Raw genomic sequence first — 19,825 nt, 5'->3', positions numbered from 1 at the left:
GTTACCATGACTCGCCTCGCGGACGATGAGGAAAATTGGTGCAAAAAGGCGAACCTATGAACAAATCATCCCACTTTATCGATCTCTCACTGCTGAAAACCCATCCGGCTTTTCGCGCGGTATTTATTGCGCGCTTTATCTCGATTGTCGCGCTCGGCATGCTTGCCGTCGCGGTTCCGGTGCAGATCCAGCACATGACAAATTCACCGCTGCTGGTGGGATTGGCGGTGACGCTGGCCGCTACGGGCATGTTTATTGGTCTGCTGACCGGCGGCGTTTTGGCGGATCGCCATGAGCGTAAGAAGCTGATTCTTTTCGCCCGTTCAACCTGCGGGCTGGGCTTTATCGCGCTGGCGATCAATGCGGCGCTGCCGGAACCTTCGTTAATCGCCGTTTATCTGCTGGGCTTCTGGGATGGTTTCTTCGGGGCGATCGGCGTCACTGCACTGTTAGCCGCCACGCCCGCGCTGGTGGGGCGGGAAAATATTATGCAGGCCGGAGCCATCACCATGTTAACGGTGCGCTTTGGCTCGATTTTGTCACCTGCGATTGCCGGTCTGGTGATTGCCCACGGTGGCGTGACCTGGAACTACGGACTCGCCGCGTTCGGCACGCTGCTTACGGTGCTAACCCTGTTAAAATTACCGAACTTGCCGCCTCCGCCGCAGCCGCGCGAACATCCGCTCAAATCCCTCGCCGCTGGCGTGCAGTTTCTCTTTGCCAGCCCGATTGTCGGCATGGTGGCGCTGATTGGTGCGCTGGTGACCTTAGCCAGCGCAGTGCGGGTGCTCTATCCCGCACTCGCGCCCCATTGGTCAGTGAGTGCTGACCAGCTGGGTTTGCTCTACGCCGCAGTGCCGCTCGGTGCGGCGGTGGGCGCCTTCACCAGCGGTAAACTCAAGCACGCTGCACGTCCGGGACAGCTGGTGCTCGGCAGCGCGATTGCGGCGTTTATCGCCCTTGGCTTGTTTAGCCTGATGCCGAATCTGCCGCTGGCGTTAGCTTGTCTGGTGGCCTTCGGCTACTTCAGCGCCATCAATAGCCTGGTGCAGTACGCAATGATTCAGGCGCTAACACCCGATCATTTGCTAGGCCGTATCAACGGGTTGTGGACGGCACAGAACGTCACCGGCGACGCGATAGGTGCGGCAGTGATTGGTGCGATGGGTTCATGGCTGCTGCCACCGCAGGCCGCCGCCGTGTTTGGCTTTGCGGCGGCGCTGCTGGGCATCGGGATGTGGTTGATGATGGGGCGTTTACGTCGTTATCATCCGCCAGCACCGGAGCTGGCGGAACAGGCATCATGATTTAACGAACAGTTTTTCCAGACGCGCCAGCAGATTGCTGGCGCTGTAGTAATCGAGACGGAACGAATCAACACCCAGCGCGTAAACCTGCTTGCCTTGTACTGCGGCGTTCTGTGCAAGGAACGGATTGCCCAGCACCGACTGCGTGGTTTTATCGTCGGCGGCAAATAGCAGGAAGGTTTTACCCGTCAGGCCGCTGGCGACGTTTTCACCCGATAGCTGAACGATATCTTTACGCTGTCCCATGCTGTGGCTCTGCGCCACACTTGCCGGCGGCATCGCCAGGGTGAAACCCAGTTGTTCCAGCAGCTTGCCCTGCGCTGAGGCGGCGGTCCACAGGTTGACCGCACGTCCTCCACCGTTCCACACCATGGCGGAGACCGGCTGCGGTGGCAGCGTGATAGCTTTCTTCAGCGCCGCTTCGCGATCGTCAAAGGCTTTAACACGCTGTGCAGCCTGCACGTCGTGGCCGGTGGCTTGGCCTAGCAGCGTAACCACATCCTGCCAGCTTTTGTCGTCATAGTTGACCACCAGCGTCGGCGCAATGGCAGAGAACTGGTCGGCGAGTTTGATGGCGGAATCATTGCCGGTGGCGCTGACGATAATCAGATCCGGCGCTTCTGCTGCAACTGCTTCGGCACTTGGCTCGCCGATGTACAGGCGTTTGAGCTGGTGCTGTTTGGCCACGTCGCTCCACTGACGGAAGAAACCCTGATCGTCGGCCAGGCGACTATTGGGGGCCGTGGCGCCCGAGGCGATGACCGGCGCATCAATCGCCAACAGCGATCCGGTCAGTGTCACGCTGGTGGAGACAATGCGCTGCGGCGCTTTGCTTAAGGTGAGCGGTCCGTTAGCGCCCTGAACGGTGCGCGGCCAGGCTTGTTCGGCGTGCGCGACGCTGGCGAACGTCTGGAAAACACACAATAGGGCTGCAATACCCCAAAAACCGCATTTATTCATAAGTTTTGGTCCACTTTTTAGCATATTGCCCTGATTGGCTTCCGCACCTGATTACGGTTAAACGCAGCTGAAATCCCGCGAATGGATTGACACTTTTGCCCAATCGACGTAGGTTACAGGCCCATAATAAAAATGATAATCATTCTTAATAATCTTATCATTTATAGGTGAAAATTATGGTGGAATCTTCCACGTTTGAAAATGCCTGGCTGAAGGATTATTCCGCGCTAAGCCGTGGTTTCCTGTTTACCTCGCCGTGGCGCAGTTTGGCAACGCAAGGATGCTATACCACTATTACCACGCCGGTACATGACGCCGCGTCGCTGCAGGGTGATTTCCAACAACAGCTGCGTCAGCACTTTGACGCCGCGAAAAAACAGGGCATCGCCAATCCGATTTTGGTCGGCGCGATTCCATTCGATGTCAGCCAACCTGCGGCTTTGTTTATTCCCGAGTCTTATCAGACCTTTAATCGTGACGACCTGCAAAACGCACTGCCGCAAGGCATCAGCGATCTGCCTGAGGTGCGTCGCCGCACGCCGGTGCCGGACCACGATGTCTTTATCGATATGGTGGCAGATGCGGTAGCGGCCACGCAGCGCGGCGATCTCGATAAAGTGGTGCTGTCGCGCCTGATGGATATCGTCACTGAGCAGCCGGTTGATACTGGGGCGCTGATGCAGCGCGTGATTGCGCAGAACCCGAATAGCTACCATTTCCATCTGCCGCTGCCGCAAGGCGGTGCGCTGATCGGTGCCAGCCCGGAACTGATGCTGCGTAAACAGGGGCGCGATTTCAGCTCCTGCCCACTGGCGGGCTCTGCGCGGCGCAATCATGGCGATGTGCAGCAGGATCGCGCGGCAGGTAACACGCTGATGGATTCCAGCAAAGATCGCCATGAACACAAACTGGTGACCGACGCGATGCGTACCACGCTGCAGCCGCGCAGCCGTTTGCTCTCGGTACCGTCCACGCCTTCGCTGATCACCACCGCTACGCTGTGGCATCTGGCGACGCAAATCGACGGCGAAGTTCAGGACGAGCGCGAAAACGCCCTGTCGCTGGCCTGCCTGCTGCATCCAACGCCGGCGCTGAGCGGCTTTCCGCATCAACGTGCCCAACAGTTGATTCAGCAGCTGGAACCCTTTGATCGCCAACTGTTTGGCGGCATCGTCGGCTGGTGCGATAGCGAAGGCAATGGCGAATGGGTCGTCACCATCCGCTGCGGTACCGTGCATGGCACGCGTGTACGGCTGTTTGCCGGCGCGGGCATTGTGGCCGACTCCCAACCCGAATCAGAATGGCGCGAAACCGGCGTGAAGCTGGATACCATGTTGCGCGCCTTTGGACTGCAATAAAGGAAAGAGCATGAGCATTCCCTATACTCGCTGGCCGGACGATCTGGCCGCGCGCTACCGCGAAAAAGGCTACTGGCTGGATGTGCCGATGACCGATATTTTGGCGCGTCATCAGCACAACGATGCCATTGCGGTGATTGATGGCGATCGTCAAATCAGCTATCGCGACATGGATGTGCTAAGCAGCAATCTGGCCGCCGCGCTGCAGCGGCGCGGCTTGCAGAATGGCGATACCGCGCTGGTACAGCTCGGCAATGTGGCTGATTTTTATGTCACGGTATTCGCACTGTTTAAGCTCGGCGTAGCCTCAGTTTTCGCCCTGTTCAGCCATCAGCGTACCGAACTCAGCGCCTATGCCGCGCAGATCGAACCTAAGCTGCTGATTGCCGATCGCACCCATGCACTGTTTGCTGACGACACCTTTATCAGCGCCCTTTGCGCCGCGCAGCCTTCGCTGCAGCAGGTGATTCTGCGTAATGACAACCAGCCGGAAAACACGCTGGAAGCGCTGATGGCGGAAGCCGCGGGTGATTTCGTCGCCACGCCAACCGCCGCCGATGAAGTCGCGTTTTTCCAGCTCTCCGGCGGCAGCACCGGTACACCGAAGCTGATTCCGCGCACCCACAACGACTATTACTACAGCATCCGCGCCAGTGATGAGATCTGTGAGGTAACCGCCGATACGCGCTATCTCATCGCCCTGCCCGCCCCGCATAACTTTGCGATGAGTTCACCCGGTTCACTCGGCGTATTTTACGCGGGTGGACAGGTGATTCTGGCCGCCGATCCCAGCGCTACGTTGTGTTTCCCGCTGATTGAAAAGCATCAGGTGACGGATACCGGTTTGGTGCCGCCGGCAGTGAGCCTGTGGTTACAGGCGATTCAGGAATGGGGCAGCAATCAACAGCTGGCCTCGCTGCAACGCATTCAGGTGGGCGGCGCCAAACTGGGTGAAACTCTGGCGGCACGCATTCAGCGCGAGATTGGTTGTCAGCTGCAGCAGGTGTTCGGGATGGCCGAAGGTTTGGTGAACTACACCCGCTTTGGCGACGATGAGAACACCATTCTCACCACGCAAGGCCGCCCAATCTCTGCGGACGATGAAGTGTGGGTAGCGGATGAGCATGGCAATGCGCTGCCAACCGGCACCATCGGTCGCCTGATGACGCGCGGGCCTTACACCTTCCGTGGCTACTACAAGAGCCCAGAACACAATGCCGCCAGCTTCGACGCCAATGGCTTTTACTGCTCCGGCGATCTGATTGAGATCAACGCGCAGGGTTATATCACCGTGCAAGGGCGCGAAAAGGATCAGATCAATCGCGGTGGCGAGAAGATCGCAGCTGAAGAGATCGAAAATCTGCTGCAGCGCCATCCGGATGTGATCCACGCCGCGCTGGTGTCGATGAACGATGAATTGATGGGTGAAAAGAGCTGTGCCTTTATCGTCGCCAGCCAGCCGATTAAAGCGGTGGCGCTGCGCCGTCATCTGCGTGAACTGGGCGTCGCCGAGTTCAAATTACCTGACCGTATTACCTGCGTAGATGCCCTGCCGCTGACGCCAGTCGGCAAGGTGGATAAAAAACGTTTACGCCAACAGCTTGCCGATCAACAAGCGCAAGCGTGACCTGTTCCGGAGAATGTAATGGCTATTCCAAAACTCAATTCGTATGCGCTGCCTGCAGCGACAGAACTTCCAACCAACAAAGTGAAGTGGGCACTGGAACCGCAGCGTGCCGCGCTGTTGATTCACGATATGCAGGCGTACTTCCTCAATTTCTGGGGAGAAAACAGCCCGCTGGTGGATCAGGTAGTCGAAAACATCGCGCGCCTACGCGCCTACTGCAAGGCGCAGGGCATTCCGGTGTTTTATACCGCACAGCCAAATGAGCAGAGCGATGCCGATCGCGCGCTGCTTAACGACATGTGGGGACCGGGCCTGAACAAGCATCCGGATCAGCAGAAGATCGTTGATGCGCTGGCACCGGATCAGGACGACCAGGTTCTGACCAAATGGCGCTACAGCGCATTTGTGCGCTCGCCGCTTGAGTCAATCCTGCAAGAAATGGGGCGCGACCAGCTGATCATCACCGGCGTTTACGCGCACATTGGCTGCCTGACCACCGCGACAGACGCCTTTATGCTTAACATTCAGCCGTTTATGGTGGCCGATGCGCTGGCCGACTTTACACGTGAAGAGCACATGATGGCGCTGACTTACACCGCTGGCCGCAGTGGGAAAGTGGTAATGACCGCCGATCTAATGCCGCTGCCGCTGAGCAAAGACGATCTGCGCGCGCTGATTTTACCGCTGCTGGAAGATGACGATGTGCCTGAGGATGACGAGAACCTGATCGATTACGGTCTGGATTCAGTACGCGTCATGGCGCTGGCGGCGCGCTGGCGCCAGGTGCACAGCGATATCGATTTCGTCAGCCTGGCTAAAAATCCAACCATTGATGGCTGGTGGGCGCTGCTGTCACGGGTGCCAGCCAAATGAATGCCTTTGATTTCAGTGGAAAAATCGTCTGGGTTACCGGCGCGGGCAAAGGTATTGGTTATCACACGGCGTTGAGCTTTCATCAGGCGGGTGCACAGGTGATCGGCTTCGATCTGCGTTTCGATCAGGCTGACTATCCGTTTACTACCCAAGTGCTGGATGTGGCGAATGCGCTTGAAGTCAAAGCGGTTTGCCAGCGTTTGCTGGCGGATCAGCCCCGTCTGGATGTGCTGGTAAACGGTGCCGGCATCCTGCGCATTGGCAGCACTGATGAGCTGACGTTCGAGGATTGGCAAGCCTGTTTGGCGGTAAATGCCGGTGGCGCGTTCAATATGTTCCAGCAAACCTTGCCGGTGTTTCGCCAGCAGCGCGCGGGCGCGATTGTCACTATCGCCTCGAACGCCGCGCACGCACCACGCATCGGCATGTCCGCCTATGGCGCATCCAAGGCGGCGCTGCGCAGCCTGTGCCTGACCGTTGGGCTGGAGATGGCACCTTTCGGCGTGCGCTGCAATATCGTGTCACCGGGTTCGACCGATACCGATATGCAGCGCAGCCTGTGGCATACGCCTGAAGCGGAACAGGAGATGATCAATGGCTTTCCGGATCAGTACAAGCTGGGGATTCCGTTGCGTAAGATCGCTAAGCCGCAGGAGATCGTGGCTAACGTGATGTTCCTCGCTTCGGATCTTGCCAGCCACGTGGTACTGCAGGATATTGTGGTCGACGGTGGCGCAACGCTGGGATCCTAACAGATGGCAATTTGGAAACGATCGGTCGATCTTGAGACGCTAAATAAGCTGGGTGAAAACTCGCTGGTGGCACACGTGGGCATTGTGTTCACCGCCATCGGTGATGATTACCTTGAGGCCACCATGCCGCTGGATGTCCGGACGCAGCAGCCGTTTGGCCTGCTGCACGGCGGCGCCTCAGTGGTGCTGGCGGAGTCGATGGGATCGATCGCCGGTTACCTCAGTATTGAGGAAGGCAAAAGTGTGGTGGGGATTGAAGTCAGCGCTAGCCACCACCGCGCGGTGAGCAGCGGTGAAGTGCGCGGGATTTGCCGTCCGCTGCACCTTGGTGCGCGCAATCAGAGCTGGCAGATTGAGATCCGCAACGCCCGCGATCAGCTGTGCTGTACGTCGCGTTTGACGGTGGCGGTGCTGGGTTAGGACATAAAAAAAGCGGCCATCTGGCCGCTTTTTCTGCTGCGATTAACGCTGGTAAATGATTTCGACACCTTCGTCGTCTTCTTCGTCCCAGTCATCATCCCAATCGTCGTCTTCTTCAACTTCCTGCGCAGTTTCCATGGCTTCACGGTGATAGTCATCCCACATGAAGGCCACTTTCTCCGGCTGTTTCTCTTCCAGCTCGGCTTCTTTAGGATTGTCGATGATAAAGCTCATCACATCCCAGCACAGGTCAGTCACGCCATCGCGGCTTGCGGCAGAGATCAGATAATATTTATCTTCCCAACCCAACGCTTCTGCAATCGCCTTAGCACGGCTTTCCGCTTCTTCACGGCTCAGCAGGTCAGTCTTGTTGAAGACTAACCAGCGTGGTTTCTGGAACAGCTTATCGCTGTATTTTTCCAGTTCGCCAAGAATGATGCGGGCATTTTCAACCGGATCAGATTCGTCGATTGGTGCAATGTCGATGAGGTGTAACAGAACACGACAACGCTCAAGGTGTTTCAGGAAGCGAATACCCAGACCCGCGCCATCCGCTGCACCTTCAATCAGGCCAGGAATATCGGCCACAACAAAGCTCTTTTCGCTATCCATGCGGACTACGCCAAGGCTTGGTACCAGAGTGGTAAACGGATAATCCGCCACTTTGGGTTTGGCTGCAGAAACCGAACGAATAAAGGTCGATTTACCGGCATTCGGCAGACCCAGCATACCGACGTCAGCCAGCAGCATCAGTTCCAGCTGCAAATCACGCTTTTCGCCCGGTGTGCCCATGGTTTTCTGACGCGGTGAACGGTTAACCGATGATTTAAAGCGGGTGTTACCCAGTCCATGCCAACCGCCCTTCGCCACCATCAGCTTCTGCTCATGGCGCGTCATGTCGCCCAGCGTTTCGCCCGTACCCTGGTCAATTACGCGGGTACCGACTGGCACTTTAACAATAATGTCTTTACCACGTTTACCGGTGCAATCACGGCTCTGGCCATTCTGGCCACGTTCGGCACGGAAAGACTTTTCAAAGCGATAATCGATCAGGGTGTTGAGGTTTTCATCCGCCAACAGATATACGTCGCCGCCGTCGCCGCCGTCGCCGCCGTCCGGGCCGCCTCTTGGAATATATTTTTCACGGCGGAAGCTTACGCAACCGTTGCCGCCATCACCCGCGACCGCAAGGATCGTCGCTTCATCTACAAACTTCATTTTATTTCTCCGTCACGCTGTCGTTCACGGCAGCTTGCAGGCCGCAAACGGGTCCGCCAGGGTCTTCTGCGCTGACCGACGGCGGATAATACAAAACTGGCAAAGCCAGGAGTACATAAATTGTACAACAACTGTGCTGCAACGTCGCTGTTATCCAGCAAGCTTCAGCAGAATGTAAAAAGCCCCGCAAAGCTGCGGGGCCTTTCATTCGTGTATTCAGACGGTAAACGTCTGCAGCACGACAACCTTACTCAGCAACGATGCTGATATATTTACGGTTGTTCGGGCCTTTAATCTCGAATTTAACTTTGCCGTCTGCGGTGGCAAACAAGGTGTGGTCACGACCACAACCTACGTTGCTACCTGCGTGGAATTTGGTGCCACGCTGACGAACGATGATGCTACCTGCCAAAACAGATTCACCACCGAAACGTTTTACACCCAGACGTTTTGCATTGGAGTCGCGACCGTTACGGGTCGAGCCACCAGCCTTCTTATGTGCCATTTGTCAGATCTCCTCTTACGCGCCGATCACAGTGATTTTCACATCTGTGAACCACTGACGGTGACCAGCTTGCTTACGGTAGTGTTTACGACGACGAAACTTAACGATTTTAATTTTCTCGCCACGACCGTGAGCAACAACTTCTGCCTTGATCACACCGCCTGAAACCAGTGGCGCGCCGATTTTCACGTCTTCGCCATTTGCGATCATCAGAACCTGGTCAAACTCAATGGTTTCACCGGTTGCGATGTCCAGCTTTTCCAGGCGAACGGTCTGACCTTCGCTTACTCGGTGTTGTTTACCACCACTTTGGAAAACCGCGTACATATAAAACTCCGCTTCTGCGCGTGCCTTTCTGTTCATCAGGCGGCGCGATAAATATTCACAATAGGGCGCGAATTCTACGCAATACTCCAGCAGAAGACAAGAGCACTTTGCACTCTCTTGCAGAAAAAAAGCGCAAGGCGAATGCAAACGTTTCGCAACCCGATTTTTCAAGTACAATCAGTAACAGATTACCTGAACTCACGCTGTGTAAAGCGCTTACCATGCAAAAAACGAGTAAAGCTGAAAAGACGAATGAACTTAGAACAGATTAATGAATTAACCGCGCAGGATATGGCGGCCGTCAACCAGACCATCCTCGAGCAGCTGAATTCAGAAGTCTCACTGATTAACCAGTTGGGCTATTACATCATCAGCGGCGGGGGAAAACGCATCCGTCCGATGATCGCTGTGCTGTCTGCACGCGCGCTGAATTATCAGGGATCGTTGCATATCACCAATGCGGCGCTGATTGAATTTATCCATACGGCCACGCTGCTGCACGATGATGTCGTGGATGAATCCGATATGCGCCGTGGCAAAGCAACGGCCAACGCGGCATTTGGTAATGCGGCTAGCGTGCTGGTAGGGGATTTTATTTATACCCGCTCATTCCAGATGATGACCAGTATGGGATCCTTAAAGATCCTTGCGCTGATGTCTGAAGCGGTCAACGTGATCGCGGAAGGGGAAGTGCTGCAGTTAATGAACTGCAACGATCCGGATATCACCGAAGAGAGCTACATGCGGGTGATCTACAGCAAAACCGCGCGCCTTTTTGAAGCGGCTTCACAGGCTTCTGCGATTTTAGCCGATGCGACGCCAGCGCAGGAAAAGGCGTTGCAGGATTATGGTCGCTACCTTGGCACGGCTTTCCAGCTTATCGATGATTTGCTGGATTACAGCGCGGATGGTGAAACGCTGGGTAAAAATACCGGTGATGACCTGAGCGAAGGTAAGCCGACGCTGCCGTTGCTGCATGCAATGCACAATGGAACGCCAGAACAGACGCAGATGATTCGTAAAGCCATTGAAGAAGGCAACGGTCGCCATCTGCTGGAACCGGTACTGGCGGCGATGCAACAAACGGGATCGCTGGAATGGACCCGCAAACGCGCTGAGGAAGAGGCTGATAAAGCCATCTCGGCGCTGCAGGTATTACCAGAAAGCCCATGGCGTAGCGCACTGGAAGCGCTGGCGCACATGTCAGTACAGCGCGACTTCTGATTTCAATGGGGCCAGCATTGGCCCCGCTTCCTCTCCTCCCCTTCTCCTCTTTAACTTACATCCCTTGCATTGCTTTTGCGAAAAGCGACGCAGTTTCGTGTGCTGGTCAAACAATTACTGGAAATTTATGGGAAACATTTGCTATAAAATTCCGGATATTTTTCCAAATAGCTCTGCGATGGGAGAGATATTTTGCAGCAGAGATGAAGCAACAACACGGACACGGAGAAGAAAGTTATGTACGCAAGGAAAGAGGATTGGCACCCGGCAGATATCATTGCTGCACTACGCAAGAAAGGCACATCACTGGCAGCATTATCACGGCAATCAGGGCTGAGCTCTTCAACGCTTGCCAATGCGCTGTCGCGCCCATGGCCAAAAGGAGAGTGGCTGATTGCCAATGCGATCAAGGTTCATCCTGCAGAGATCTGGCCAAGTCGTTACTTTGATCCTGCCAGTGGCATGCTGCTGGATCGTAAGCAACGCATACGATCGCCTAAGGATCGTAAAAAGATCTGAAACTCATACAGCCGAAAAAAAACCAGCCGCGTTATCGTGACTGGTTTTTTTAATCCACGCTGGAAACAATTATTCGCCGCTAACGCGCTCGATATTTGCACCCATCGCTTTCAATTTGTCTTCGATATGCTCATAGCCACGGTCAATGTGATAAATACGATCCACAATGGTGGTGCCTTCAGCAATACAACCCGCCAATACCAGACTCGCAGATGCACGAAGATCGGTTGCCATGACCTGCGCACCCGACAGCGTTTCAACACCGTGACAAATCGCCGTGTTGCTTTCGATTTCCGCATGCGCACCCATACGAATCAGCTCAGGGATATGCATAAAGCGGTTTTCGAAGATGGTTTCGGTGATCACACCGGTTCCTTCGGCCACCAGGTTTAACAGCGTAAACTGCGCCTGCATGTCAGTTGGGAAGCCCGGATGCGGCGCCGTGCGGATGTTAACCGCTTTTGGACGCTTACCGTGCATATCAAGGCTAATCCAATCTGCGCCAACTTCAATGTCGGCGCCTGCATCACGCAGTTTCGCCAACACCGCATCCAGCGTATCCGGCTGGGTATTACGGCACAGCACTTTACCGCGTGAAATCGCAGCCGCGACCAGGAAAGTCCCGGTTTCGATGCGGTCTGGCAGCACGCGATAAACGCCGCCGCCCAGACGCTCAACGCCTTCAATGGTGATTTTGTCTGTGCCCGCACCGCTAATTTTCGCGCCCAGCGTGTTGAGGAAGTTTGCCGTATCGACAATCTCCGGCTCACGCGCGGCGTTTTCAATGATGGTGATGCCGGTTGCCAGCGTCGCAGCGCTCATGATGGTAACGGTAGCGCCGACAGACACTTTATCCATTACGATGTGCGCGCCTTTCAGGCGGCCATTTACCGAAGCTTTAACGTAGCCTTCTTCCAGCTTAATTTCCGCACCCAGCTGTTCAAGGCCAGTAATGTGCAGGTCAACCGGACGTGCACCAATGGCACAGCCGCCTGGCAGAGAAACCTGGCCCTGACCAAAACGCGCCACTAATGGACCTAGCGCCCAGATTGATGCGCGCATGGTTTTTACCAAATCATAGGGCGCACTGAAGACATTAACTTCGCGAGCATCAACGTGGACCGAACCATTGCGCTCAACGCGCGCACCCAGCAAATTCAACAGCTTCATGGTGGTATCGATATCACGCAGCTTCGGCACATTCTGAATCTCTACCGGCTCTTCAGCCAGCAGCGCAGCAAACAGAATCGGCAACGCAGCATTCTTCGCCCCGGAAATGGTCACTTCACCACTTAAACGGGTGGGGCCTTGCACACGAAATTTGTCCATTAACACGGCTCTCAATTATCTATCAACAAAACAACCGGCAGGACGCTTAGAAACCGTTGAGTTTACGGTCGCGCGCCCACTCGGCTGGGGTATAAGTTTTGATGGAAACCGCATGAATACGGTTATCCGCAATGTATTCCATCAGCGGCGCGTACACAGCCTGCTGCTTCTTCACGCGACTCAGTTCACCGAACATTTCGCCCACCGCGATGACCTGAAAATGACTGCCATCGTTGCTGAGTACGTGTACTTCTTCTAATGGCAGCGCCTGCATCAGCACGGCCTGAACTTCACTATTTTCCATCGCTCGTTACTTCACTTAATAATAATAAGGGAGACATCTTAGAGGAAAGCGCCTGACTCTTAAATACGCAAAAGCCCCTGAATAAATCAGGGGCTTAGCATGGATGTGCGGAAATCAGGCGATTTTTTCTGCAGAAACAATAATCTGCTGCAGGTTATACAGCGTAATTAATGACTGGAGTTTATCGGAGATCCCGCTGAAAAGCGGCGCGCTGCCTTGTGCCCGCGCGATTTCACGCAAATGCACCAGCAGCGCCAGACCAGCTGAATCCACTCTTTCCAGCCCCGAGACATCAATAGTAGCGATATCTGCTACCGCGGTGTCACGTTCCTGCCATAACGTCAGCAATGTATCACGATCTAATTTGCCGCTCAGGGCCAGCGTGCTGGCAGTGCGCTGCCAGCGTAACGGTTCACTCATTATTGCTTTTTATCCAGGGTGATCGGCTGTGCTGCATAGGTTTTCAGTTGAGCCGTCAGGCCATCAATACCTTTGGTACGCAGCAGATCGCCCCACTCATTTTGTTTGGTGGTAATCATGCTGATGCCCTCGGCGACCATGTCATAAGCCTGCCAGTTGCCCGTTTGGCTGTTCTTACGCCACTGGAAATCAAGGCGCACCGGTGGGCGGCCATTTGGATCAATAATCGTAACGCGAATCGCCACGATCTTAGCATCACCAATCGGCTGCTCCGGCTGAATCTGGTAAGTTTGGCCGTTATACAGCGCCAGCGCCTGGCCATATGCCTGCGCCAGATAATCGCCGAACGCAGCGAAGTAGGCATCGCGCTGAGCGGGCGTCGCATCACGATAATAGCGGCCGAGGACTAGCGCACCGGCATACTTCACCTGCACGTATGGCATCAATTCCTGGCGCACTACTTCACGCAAATAGTTGGGATCCTGCTTAATCTTCGGCTGTTCATTCTTCAGGCGTGTGAAGGTTTTGTCCGCCGCTTCATTCATCAACTTATAAGGATTGCTCTGGTCCGCAGCCGTCGCAGCCAGCGGTACAATTGCCAACATGGCAATCATCAGGAAACGTTTAAACATCATGTTTTACCTCGTAGGTTATTCCGTTGTTGCAGGTGTTGCTGGTGCGCTCTCCGCACCCTGGGATTTATCGTCGGGCTTGTTGTCACCGCTCTTATAGAGGAATTGACCAATTAGATCTTCCAGTACTAATGCCGACTTGGTATCGCGCAGAGTACCGCCATCTTTCAACATGGCCGAACCCAGTTCGGGATCGTCAAAACCTAAATTAAGCGCCAGGAATTGCTCGCCGAGCAGACCTTGAGTACGAATCGCTAATGAGCTGGTGTCCGGAATTTTATTGGCATATTTATCGCTGATATCCATGGTCACACGCGGCGAAAGCGTCTTCTCATCCAATGAAATATCCGCTACCCGACCAATGAGCACACCGCCAATTTTTACCGGCGAGCTAACTTTTAATCCGCCGATATTATCGAAGGTGGCATACATCTTCCACGTCGGCTCGGTGCCGATGGTTTTGAGGTCGGCAACGCGCAGACCGAGGAATAACAGCGCTAACAGCGCAGCCAGCATGAAGACGCCTACCCAGATTTCGCTTTTCTTGCTTTGCATTGCATCAATTCCCAAACATCAGTGCTGTCAGCACAAAATCCAAACCGAGTACCGCCAGTGAAGCATGCACTACAGTACGCGTCGTCGCCCGACTAATCCCTTCCGAGGTCGGGATGGCATCATAGCCATTAAACAGCGCAATCCAGGTTACCGTGACGGCAAAGACCGCGCTTTTGATCATGCAGTTAACGACATCCGTGCGGAAATCCACTGCGTTTTGCATCGCCGACCAGAAGAAGCCGGGATCGATACCTTTCCAGCTCACCCCAACCAGCGCACCACCCGCAATACCCACCGCGGTAAAAATCAGCGCCAGCAACGGCATGCTGATGAAGCCAGCCCAGAAACGTGGAGAGACAACGCGACGCAGTGGATCCACCGCCATCATCTCCATACTGGAGAGCTGCTCAGTCGCTTTCATTAACCCAATTTCCGCCGTCAATGCGGAACCCGCACGGCCCGCGAACAGCAACGCCGTCACCACGGGCCCCAGTTCACGCAGCAGCGAAAGCGCGACTAACATGCCAAGGCTGGTTTCCGCATTGTAGGTGGTGAGCACCAGATAGCCCTGTAGGCCCAGCACCATGCCAATAAATAGCCCGGATACCACGATGATCAGCAACGATAACACGCCCACGCTATATAGCTGTTTTACCAGCAGCGGCGCATGTCGACGAAACGCCGGCTTACCCACCAGCGCATGAAATAGCATGAGGCCTGCGCGGCCAAAAGCGGCACAGGTATTAATCCCCTGACGTCCAAATGACGCTAGCGCCTGTAACAACATCAGTCTACGTTCTCCCTGAGCGGGTCAAGTCGCTGAGATAATCGCCAGCGGCAAAGCGGAACGGCACCGGACCATCCGCATGACCCTCAATAAACTGGCGCACGCGCGGATCAGGATTTTCCCGCAGTTCCGGCGCACTGCCCTGGGCAATGATTTTTTGTCCGGCAACAATATAGGCATGATCGGCAATGCTCAAGACCTCAGGCACATCGTGTGAAACAACAATGCATGTCAAACCTAATGCATGATTAAGCTCATCAATTAACTTAACCAGCACGCCCATGGTGATCGGATCCTGCCCCACAAAGGGTTCATCGAACATAATCAGTTCCGGCTCCAGCGCAATTGCGCGCGCCAGAGCGGCACGGCGCGCCATGCCGCCAGAAAGTTCTGCAGGCATCAGTTTAGCTGCCCCACGCAAACCCACCGCTTCCAGCTTCATTAACACGGTGCTATGCAATAATTCCGGCGGTAACCGCGTATGTTCACGCAAAGGCCAGGCCACGTTTTCATACACGTTGAGATCGGTAAAAAGTGCACCTGACTGAAAAAGCATGCTCATTTTTTTGCGTGCTTCATACAATTTGGTGCGTGAGAGCGTCGGGATGTTCTGATCGCGGAACCAAATCTCACCTTTATCAGGCTGCAATTGTCCACCAATCAGACGCAACAGCGTGGTTTTACCAATACCTGACGGACCCATAATTGCCGTAACTTTACCGGCGGGTACGGTTAAAGAGATGTCGTCGAAGATGGTACGATCTCCGCGCGTGAAACTGACGCCACGAACCTCAACCAGATTCGTTTGCTGCTGGATCATCTTTACCTCTTTTATGCGGATCGGGCGTTATCAAAGCTGTGGATGTTAGCCTGTTAACCTCGAATGCACGATAGTTTTACAGAAACTTACCCACTTGGTGTGGCGAAAACGGCCTTAAAATTTACTTTTGCCTCTCAGACAGTCAAAATCAGCGCCTATTACCGCACGCAGCATCTATTTACCTGTCGGACAAGGTTCGCCGACACCTCCATCCATCAAGGATTTTTAATGTTCGTAGCCTCTGCCTTGCTGTTTATCGGATTGATTTTACTGGTTTACGGTGCTGACCGTCTGGTATTCAGTGCCGCGATCCTTTGTCGATCCTTTGGCATCCCACCGCTGATTATTGGCATGACGGTGGTGAGCATTGGCACATCATTACCGGAATTGATTATTTCGTTTTCGGCCGCACAGCACGGACAGATGGATTTAGCGGTTGGCACTGCGCTGGGTTCCAACATCACCAATATACTTTTAATTCTGGGTGGCGCGGCGCTGCTGCACCCATTGACAGTACACTCCAATCTGATTCGGCGCGAACTGCCATTAATGCTGCTCGTCTCGCTGCTCAGCGGCATCATGCTGTTTGATAATCATCTCAGTCGTCTCGACGGCGTCGCGCTGCTGCTGATTGCGCTGGGTTATCTTTTGGTGGTGATCCGCATCGCCCGCCGTGCTGAACGTGATAATAACGACACTCTCACCCGCGAACAGCTGGCCGAACTGCCGCGCGATGAAGCAGGCAATACCGTGGCTTTTCTTTGGCTGGCGGTCGCACTGATTATTCTGCCGATGTCGACACGCATGGTAATCGACAACGCCACCGTCTTTGCCGACTACTTCGGTGTGAGCGAACTGGTGATGGGCCTGACGCTGATTGCCGTTGGCACCAGCTTGCCTGAATTGGCGACCGTCGTGGCAGGCGCGCTGAAAGGTGAAGACGATATCGCCATCGGCAACCTGATCGGCGCCAATATCTTCAATCTGGCGATTGTGCTCGGTCTGCCGGCACTGATTCATCCCGGCAGCATTGATGCGCATGCCTTTGCGCGTGATTACTGGGTGATGCTGGCAGTTAGCGTGCTGTTCGCCCTGCTCTGTCTGCTGCGCAAGCGCCGCATTGGTCGTATCGCAGGCACGCTATTATTAGGTGGATTTGTCGCGTGGGTGCTGTGGTTGTGGTTCAGCCCCATGCTTATCACAAGCTATTAAGGACGGACTGGCATGTCATATCAGCAACCGGATTTCGATTTTCAGCGAGCGGGAAAAGCGGTGCTGCGCATCGAACGCGAAGGGCTGGAGCAGCTTGATCAATATATCAATGATGATTTCGATCGCGCCTGCGCGATGATCTTTGCCTGCCGCGGCAAAGTGGTGGTGATGGGCATGGGTAAATCCGGGCATATCGGTAAAAAAATGGCCGCGACCTTTGCCAGTACCGGTACGCCTTCATTCTTTGTTCATCCCGGCGAAGCCAGCCATGGCGATCTCGGCATGGTGAGCACTAACGATGTGGTCATTGCGATTTCCAACAGCGGTGAATCCGGTGAAATTCTGGCGCTGATACCGGTATTAAAGCGCCAGAAGGTGCAACTTATTTGCGTTACTGGACGCCCGGATAGCGCAATGGGCCGCGCTGCAGATGTGCATCTGTGCGTAAAAGTGCCGCAGGAAGCTTGTCCGCTTGGCCTGGCGCCGACCACCAGCACTACGGCAACGCTGGTGATGGGCGATGCGCTGGCCGTGGCGCTGCTGGAAGCACGCGGATTTACCCAGGAAGATTTTGCGCTCTCGCATCCTGGCGGTGCGCTGGGCCGCAAACTGCTGCTGCACGTCAGCGATATTATGCACAGCGGCGATGAGATCCCGCACGTGAGCCGGGATGCGTCCATGCGCGATGCCCTGCTGGAAATTACGCGTAAGAATCTCGGCCTGACGGTGATTGTTGATGACCTGATGAAAATCGAAGGCATTTTTACCGATGGTGACTTACGTCGCGTGTTCGATATGGGCATCAATTTCCAGACGGCCAGCATTAAGGATGTCATGACCAGCGGCGGCATTCGCGTACGCCCTAATATGCTGGCGGTTGACGCCCTTAATCTGATGCAAAACAAAAACATCACCGCCCTGCTGGTGGCCGATGACGATCGCCTGCTCGGTGTGGTACATATGCATGACATGCTGCGCGCTGGCGTGGTCTGAACAGGAAGAGATAATGAGTGCTGAAACGGCGATGGTTGAGACCTGCTACGGTCCGGTGAGCGCAGAGGTGATGGCGCGTGCCGCGCAGATTCGCCTGCTGATTTGTGATGTCGATGGCGTCATGTCCGATGGCGTGATTTATATGGGTAACAGCGGTGAAGAGCTGAAAGCGTTTAACGTGCGCGATGGTTATGGCGTGCGTTGCCTACTGACCTCCGGCGTTGAAGTGGCTATTATTACCGGCCGCAAAGCAAAACTGCTGGAAGATCGCTGCAAGACGCTCGGCATTACGCATCTTTACCAGGGACAATCAGATAAGCTTTTGGCCTGGCGTGAACTCCTGGATAAACTGTCACTAACGGCCGAGCAGGTGGCGTACATTGGCGATGACCTGATCGACTGGCCGGTAATGGCGCAGGCGGGATTAAGTGTTGCCGTTGCCGATGCTCACCCGGTTTTACTGCCGCGCGCGCATTATGTTACCCGCATTGCCGGCGGACGCGGTGCAGTACGTGAGTTGTGCGATCTGATTTTGATCGCGCAGAACAAATTTGAGGATGCCAAAGGGCAATCAATATGAGTAAGAGCAGGCGTTGGATGACGCTGATTTTAGCCTTGATCGCCTTGGTGCTGATCGGCTGGAATCTCACCAACCAGGATGACGACAAAACGCCGGTGGCGACTAACGATCAAGAGCCAACTTACACCAGCGAGAAATCCAATACGGTGGTGTATAACCCCACAGGTGCGCTGGGCTATAAGCTTGTCTCGGAGAAAGTGACCTACTTTTCAGCCGATGAAGTAAGTTGGTTTGATCATCCGGTGATGACCACGTATGACGAAAATAAAGTGCCGACGTGGTCGGTGCGTGCCGATAAGGCAAAGCTGACTAAAGATCGTATGCTTTATCTGTATGGCAACGTTGTCGTCAATACGTTGACTCAGGATTCACAGCTTGAGCGCATCCTTACCGATAATGCTCAGGTAAATTTGGTCACCCAGGACGTGACGTCTGACGATCAAGTCACCCTTTTTGGCCGCAGTTTTAATTCCACTGGCATGAAAATGCGCGGCAATTTACGGACGAAACATGCTGAGCTGCTTGAAAAGGTCAAAACTTCCTATGAAATTCAAAATGAACAAAAACAGCCTTAAGTTATTGCTGGTGAGTACCCTGCTGGCAACCAGTTTGCCCGCGCTGGCGTTAACTGGCGACTCAGACAAGCCCGTTAATATTGACTCGGTCAATCAGGCGCTGGACCTGCAAGGCAACGTCGCGACCTTTACCGGCAACGTGATTGTGACCCAGGGTTCAATCAAGATTACCGCCGATAAAGTGGTGGTAACACGTCCTGGTGGCGACAGTAAGAAAACTATCGTTGATGCCTACGGTAATCCAGCCACCTTCTATCAAATGCAGGATAACGGTAAGCCGGTGCAAGGCCATGCCAGTAAGCTGCACTATGAGTTGGCGAACGATTTCGTTGAGCTGACGGGAAATGCCTTTATTCAGCAGCAGGATAGCAATATTAAAGGCGACCGCATCACATACCTGGTGAAAGAGCAGAAGATGCAGGCTTTCAGCCAGGGTGAGAGCAAGCGCGTGACCACCGTTCTGGTACCGTCGCAGCTGCAGGATAAAAACGGTTCCTCCGCGAGCCCTAAAAAGAGTAACTGATTGCT

The 19,825-nt window shown here is 54.6% G+C and carries 24 protein-coding genes; 13 read left to right on the top strand and 11 right to left on the bottom strand.

What is annotated here, in order from left to right; all coding sequences use genetic code 11:
* Positions 1-56 precede the first annotated feature (56 nt).
* The gene (gene entS, locus PMI17_RS04730; protein ID WP_036620261.1) at positions 57-1,307 is read left to right on the top strand and encodes an enterobactin transporter EntS; all 1,251 of its coding nucleotides are present in this window, start codon (positions 57-59) and stop codon (positions 1,305-1,307) included.
* Here the strand turns inward: entS and fepB are convergent.
* Positions 1,302-2,267 carry a Fe2+-enterobactin ABC transporter substrate-binding protein gene (gene fepB / locus PMI17_RS04725; protein WP_007886658.1) on the bottom strand — a complete coding sequence of 322 codons (966 nt, stop codon included), beginning with the start codon at positions 2,265-2,267 and terminating at the stop codon, positions 1,302-1,304. The two genes, entS and fepB, sit on opposite strands and share 6 nt — an antisense overlap.
* Before the next feature lie 176 nt (positions 2,268-2,443).
* Between fepB and PMI17_RS04720 the strand changes: the two genes are divergently transcribed.
* From PMI17_RS04720 to PMI17_RS04700, 5 genes are read left to right on the top strand one after another with little or no spacing between them, the layout of a single operon-like run.
* Entirely contained in the window at positions 2,444-3,625 is a 1,182-nt protein-coding gene (locus PMI17_RS04720; protein ID WP_007886657.1) for an isochorismate synthase, read from the top strand.
* Between the two features lie 10 nt (positions 3,626-3,635).
* Positions 3,636-5,252, top strand: a complete 1,617-nt coding sequence (locus PMI17_RS04715; protein ID WP_007886653.1) for a (2,3-dihydroxybenzoyl)adenylate synthase — start codon at positions 3,636-3,638, stop codon at positions 5,250-5,252.
* Positions 5,253-5,270: 18 nt separating this feature from the next.
* Positions 5,271-6,125, top strand: a complete 855-nt coding sequence (locus tag PMI17_RS04710; protein WP_007886652.1) for an isochorismatase family protein — start codon at positions 5,271-5,273, stop codon at positions 6,123-6,125.
* Positions 6,122-6,877, top strand: coding sequence for a 2,3-dihydro-2,3-dihydroxybenzoate dehydrogenase (dhbA, locus tag PMI17_RS04705; RefSeq protein ID WP_007886650.1), 756 nt, complete (start codon positions 6,122-6,124; stop codon positions 6,875-6,877). The genes PMI17_RS04710 and dhbA overlap by 4 nt, the downstream gene beginning before the upstream one ends.
* 3 nt (positions 6,878-6,880) lie before the next feature.
* Positions 6,881-7,297 carry a hotdog fold thioesterase gene (locus PMI17_RS04700; protein WP_007886649.1) on the top strand — a complete coding sequence of 139 codons (417 nt, stop codon included), beginning with the start codon at positions 6,881-6,883 and terminating at the stop codon, positions 7,295-7,297.
* Positions 7,298-7,339: 42 nt separating this feature from the next.
* On the opposite strand, the gene cgtA is transcribed toward PMI17_RS04700, so the two are convergent.
* From cgtA to rplU, 3 genes are all read right to left on the bottom strand, one after another.
* Positions 7,340-8,515 (bottom strand): Obg family GTPase CgtA, encoded by a 1,176-nt coding sequence (gene cgtA / locus PMI17_RS04695; protein ID WP_007886648.1) that lies wholly within the window; start codon positions 8,513-8,515, stop codon positions 7,340-7,342.
* A 247-nt stretch (positions 8,516-8,762) separates the two neighbouring features.
* Positions 8,763-9,020, bottom strand: coding sequence for a 50S ribosomal protein L27 (gene rpmA / locus PMI17_RS04690; protein ID WP_007886647.1), 258 nt, complete (start codon positions 9,018-9,020; stop codon positions 8,763-8,765).
* 15 nt (positions 9,021-9,035) lie between these two features.
* Positions 9,036-9,347, bottom strand: coding sequence for a 50S ribosomal protein L21 (gene rplU, locus PMI17_RS04685; protein ID WP_007886644.1), 312 nt, complete (start codon positions 9,345-9,347; stop codon positions 9,036-9,038).
* Between the two features lie 252 nt (positions 9,348-9,599).
* Between rplU and ispB the strand changes: the two genes are divergently transcribed.
* Both ispB and PMI17_RS04675 read left to right on the top strand, forming a co-directional pair.
* Positions 9,600-10,571: an octaprenyl diphosphate synthase gene (ispB, locus tag PMI17_RS04680; RefSeq protein WP_007886642.1), complete on the top strand. Its 972-nt coding sequence runs from the start codon at positions 9,600-9,602 to the stop codon at positions 10,569-10,571.
* Positions 10,572-10,808: 237 nt separating this feature from the next.
* On the top strand, positions 10,809-11,090 hold the full coding sequence (locus tag PMI17_RS04675; protein WP_007886641.1) for a helix-turn-helix transcriptional regulator: 282 nt from the start codon (positions 10,809-10,811) through the stop codon (positions 11,088-11,090).
* A gap of 69 nt (positions 11,091-11,159) precedes the next feature.
* Here the strand turns inward: PMI17_RS04675 and murA are convergent, their stop codons facing one another.
* The 7 genes from murA to mlaF all read right to left on the bottom strand — a co-directional run bounded on the left by murA (position 11,160) and on the right by mlaF (position 15,937).
* A complete protein-coding gene (murA, locus tag PMI17_RS04670; RefSeq protein WP_007886638.1) occupies positions 11,160-12,419 on the bottom strand; it encodes a UDP-N-acetylglucosamine 1-carboxyvinyltransferase in 1,260 nt (419 codons plus the stop codon).
* A gap of 46 nt (positions 12,420-12,465) precedes the next feature.
* The gene (ibaG, locus tag PMI17_RS04665; protein ID WP_007886637.1) at positions 12,466-12,723 is read right to left on the bottom strand and encodes a BolA family iron metabolism protein IbaG; all 258 of its coding nucleotides are present in this window, start codon (positions 12,721-12,723) and stop codon (positions 12,466-12,468) included.
* A 114-nt stretch (positions 12,724-12,837) separates the two neighbouring features.
* The gene (gene mlaB / locus PMI17_RS04660) at positions 12,838-13,143 is read right to left on the bottom strand and encodes a lipid asymmetry maintenance protein MlaB (protein WP_007886636.1); all 306 of its coding nucleotides are present in this window, start codon (positions 13,141-13,143) and stop codon (positions 12,838-12,840) included.
* Positions 13,143-13,775 (bottom strand): phospholipid-binding protein MlaC, encoded by a 633-nt coding sequence (mlaC, locus tag PMI17_RS04655; protein ID WP_036620259.1) that lies wholly within the window; start codon positions 13,773-13,775, stop codon positions 13,143-13,145. Before mlaC ends, mlaB begins: the two co-directional genes overlap by 1 nt.
* Before the next feature lie 18 nt (positions 13,776-13,793).
* Positions 13,794-14,330 carry an outer membrane lipid asymmetry maintenance protein MlaD gene (mlaD, locus tag PMI17_RS04650; RefSeq protein WP_007886634.1) on the bottom strand — a complete coding sequence of 179 codons (537 nt, stop codon included), beginning with the start codon at positions 14,328-14,330 and terminating at the stop codon, positions 13,794-13,796.
* A 4-nt stretch (positions 14,331-14,334) separates the two neighbouring features.
* Positions 14,335-15,117: a lipid asymmetry maintenance ABC transporter permease subunit MlaE gene (gene mlaE, locus PMI17_RS04645; RefSeq protein WP_007886633.1), complete on the bottom strand. Its 783-nt coding sequence runs from the start codon at positions 15,115-15,117 to the stop codon at positions 14,335-14,337.
* Positions 15,118-15,121: 4 nt separating this feature from the next.
* Positions 15,122-15,937, bottom strand: a complete 816-nt coding sequence (gene mlaF, locus PMI17_RS04640; RefSeq protein WP_007886632.1) for a phospholipid ABC transporter ATP-binding protein MlaF — start codon at positions 15,935-15,937, stop codon at positions 15,122-15,124.
* A gap of 228 nt (positions 15,938-16,165) precedes the next feature.
* On the opposite strand from mlaF, the gene PMI17_RS04635 reads away from it, so the two are divergent.
* From PMI17_RS04635 to lptA, 5 genes are read left to right on the top strand one after another with little or no spacing between them, the layout of a single operon-like run.
* Positions 16,166-17,149 carry a calcium/sodium antiporter gene (locus PMI17_RS04635; protein WP_007886631.1) on the top strand — a complete coding sequence of 328 codons (984 nt, stop codon included), beginning with the start codon at positions 16,166-16,168 and terminating at the stop codon, positions 17,147-17,149.
* 12 nt (positions 17,150-17,161) lie between these two features.
* Positions 17,162-18,142 carry an arabinose-5-phosphate isomerase KdsD gene (kdsD, locus tag PMI17_RS04630; RefSeq protein ID WP_007886630.1) on the top strand — a complete coding sequence of 327 codons (981 nt, stop codon included), beginning with the start codon at positions 17,162-17,164 and terminating at the stop codon, positions 18,140-18,142.
* A gap of 13 nt (positions 18,143-18,155) precedes the next feature.
* Positions 18,156-18,722, top strand: coding sequence for a 3-deoxy-manno-octulosonate-8-phosphatase KdsC (gene kdsC, locus PMI17_RS04625; RefSeq protein ID WP_007886627.1), 567 nt, complete (start codon positions 18,156-18,158; stop codon positions 18,720-18,722).
* Positions 18,719-19,297 (top strand): LPS export ABC transporter periplasmic protein LptC, encoded by a 579-nt coding sequence (lptC, locus tag PMI17_RS04620; protein WP_007886626.1) that lies wholly within the window; start codon positions 18,719-18,721, stop codon positions 19,295-19,297. The genes kdsC and lptC overlap by 4 nt, the downstream gene beginning before the upstream one ends.
* A complete protein-coding gene (gene lptA / locus PMI17_RS04615) occupies positions 19,266-19,820 on the top strand; it encodes a lipopolysaccharide ABC transporter substrate-binding protein LptA (RefSeq protein ID WP_007886625.1) in 555 nt (184 codons plus the stop codon). The genes lptC and lptA overlap by 32 nt, the downstream gene beginning before the upstream one ends.
* The last annotated feature ends 5 nt before the right edge of the window (positions 19,821-19,825 follow it).

Origin of the sequence: Pantoea sp. GM01 (assembly GCF_000282675.1) — a bacterium.
Taxonomy (GTDB): domain Bacteria; phylum Pseudomonadota; class Gammaproteobacteria; order Enterobacterales; family Enterobacteriaceae; genus Pantoea; species Pantoea nemavictus.
Note: the sequence above shows the minus strand (reverse complement) of the source record. Positions and strands in the feature narration are given on the sequence as shown.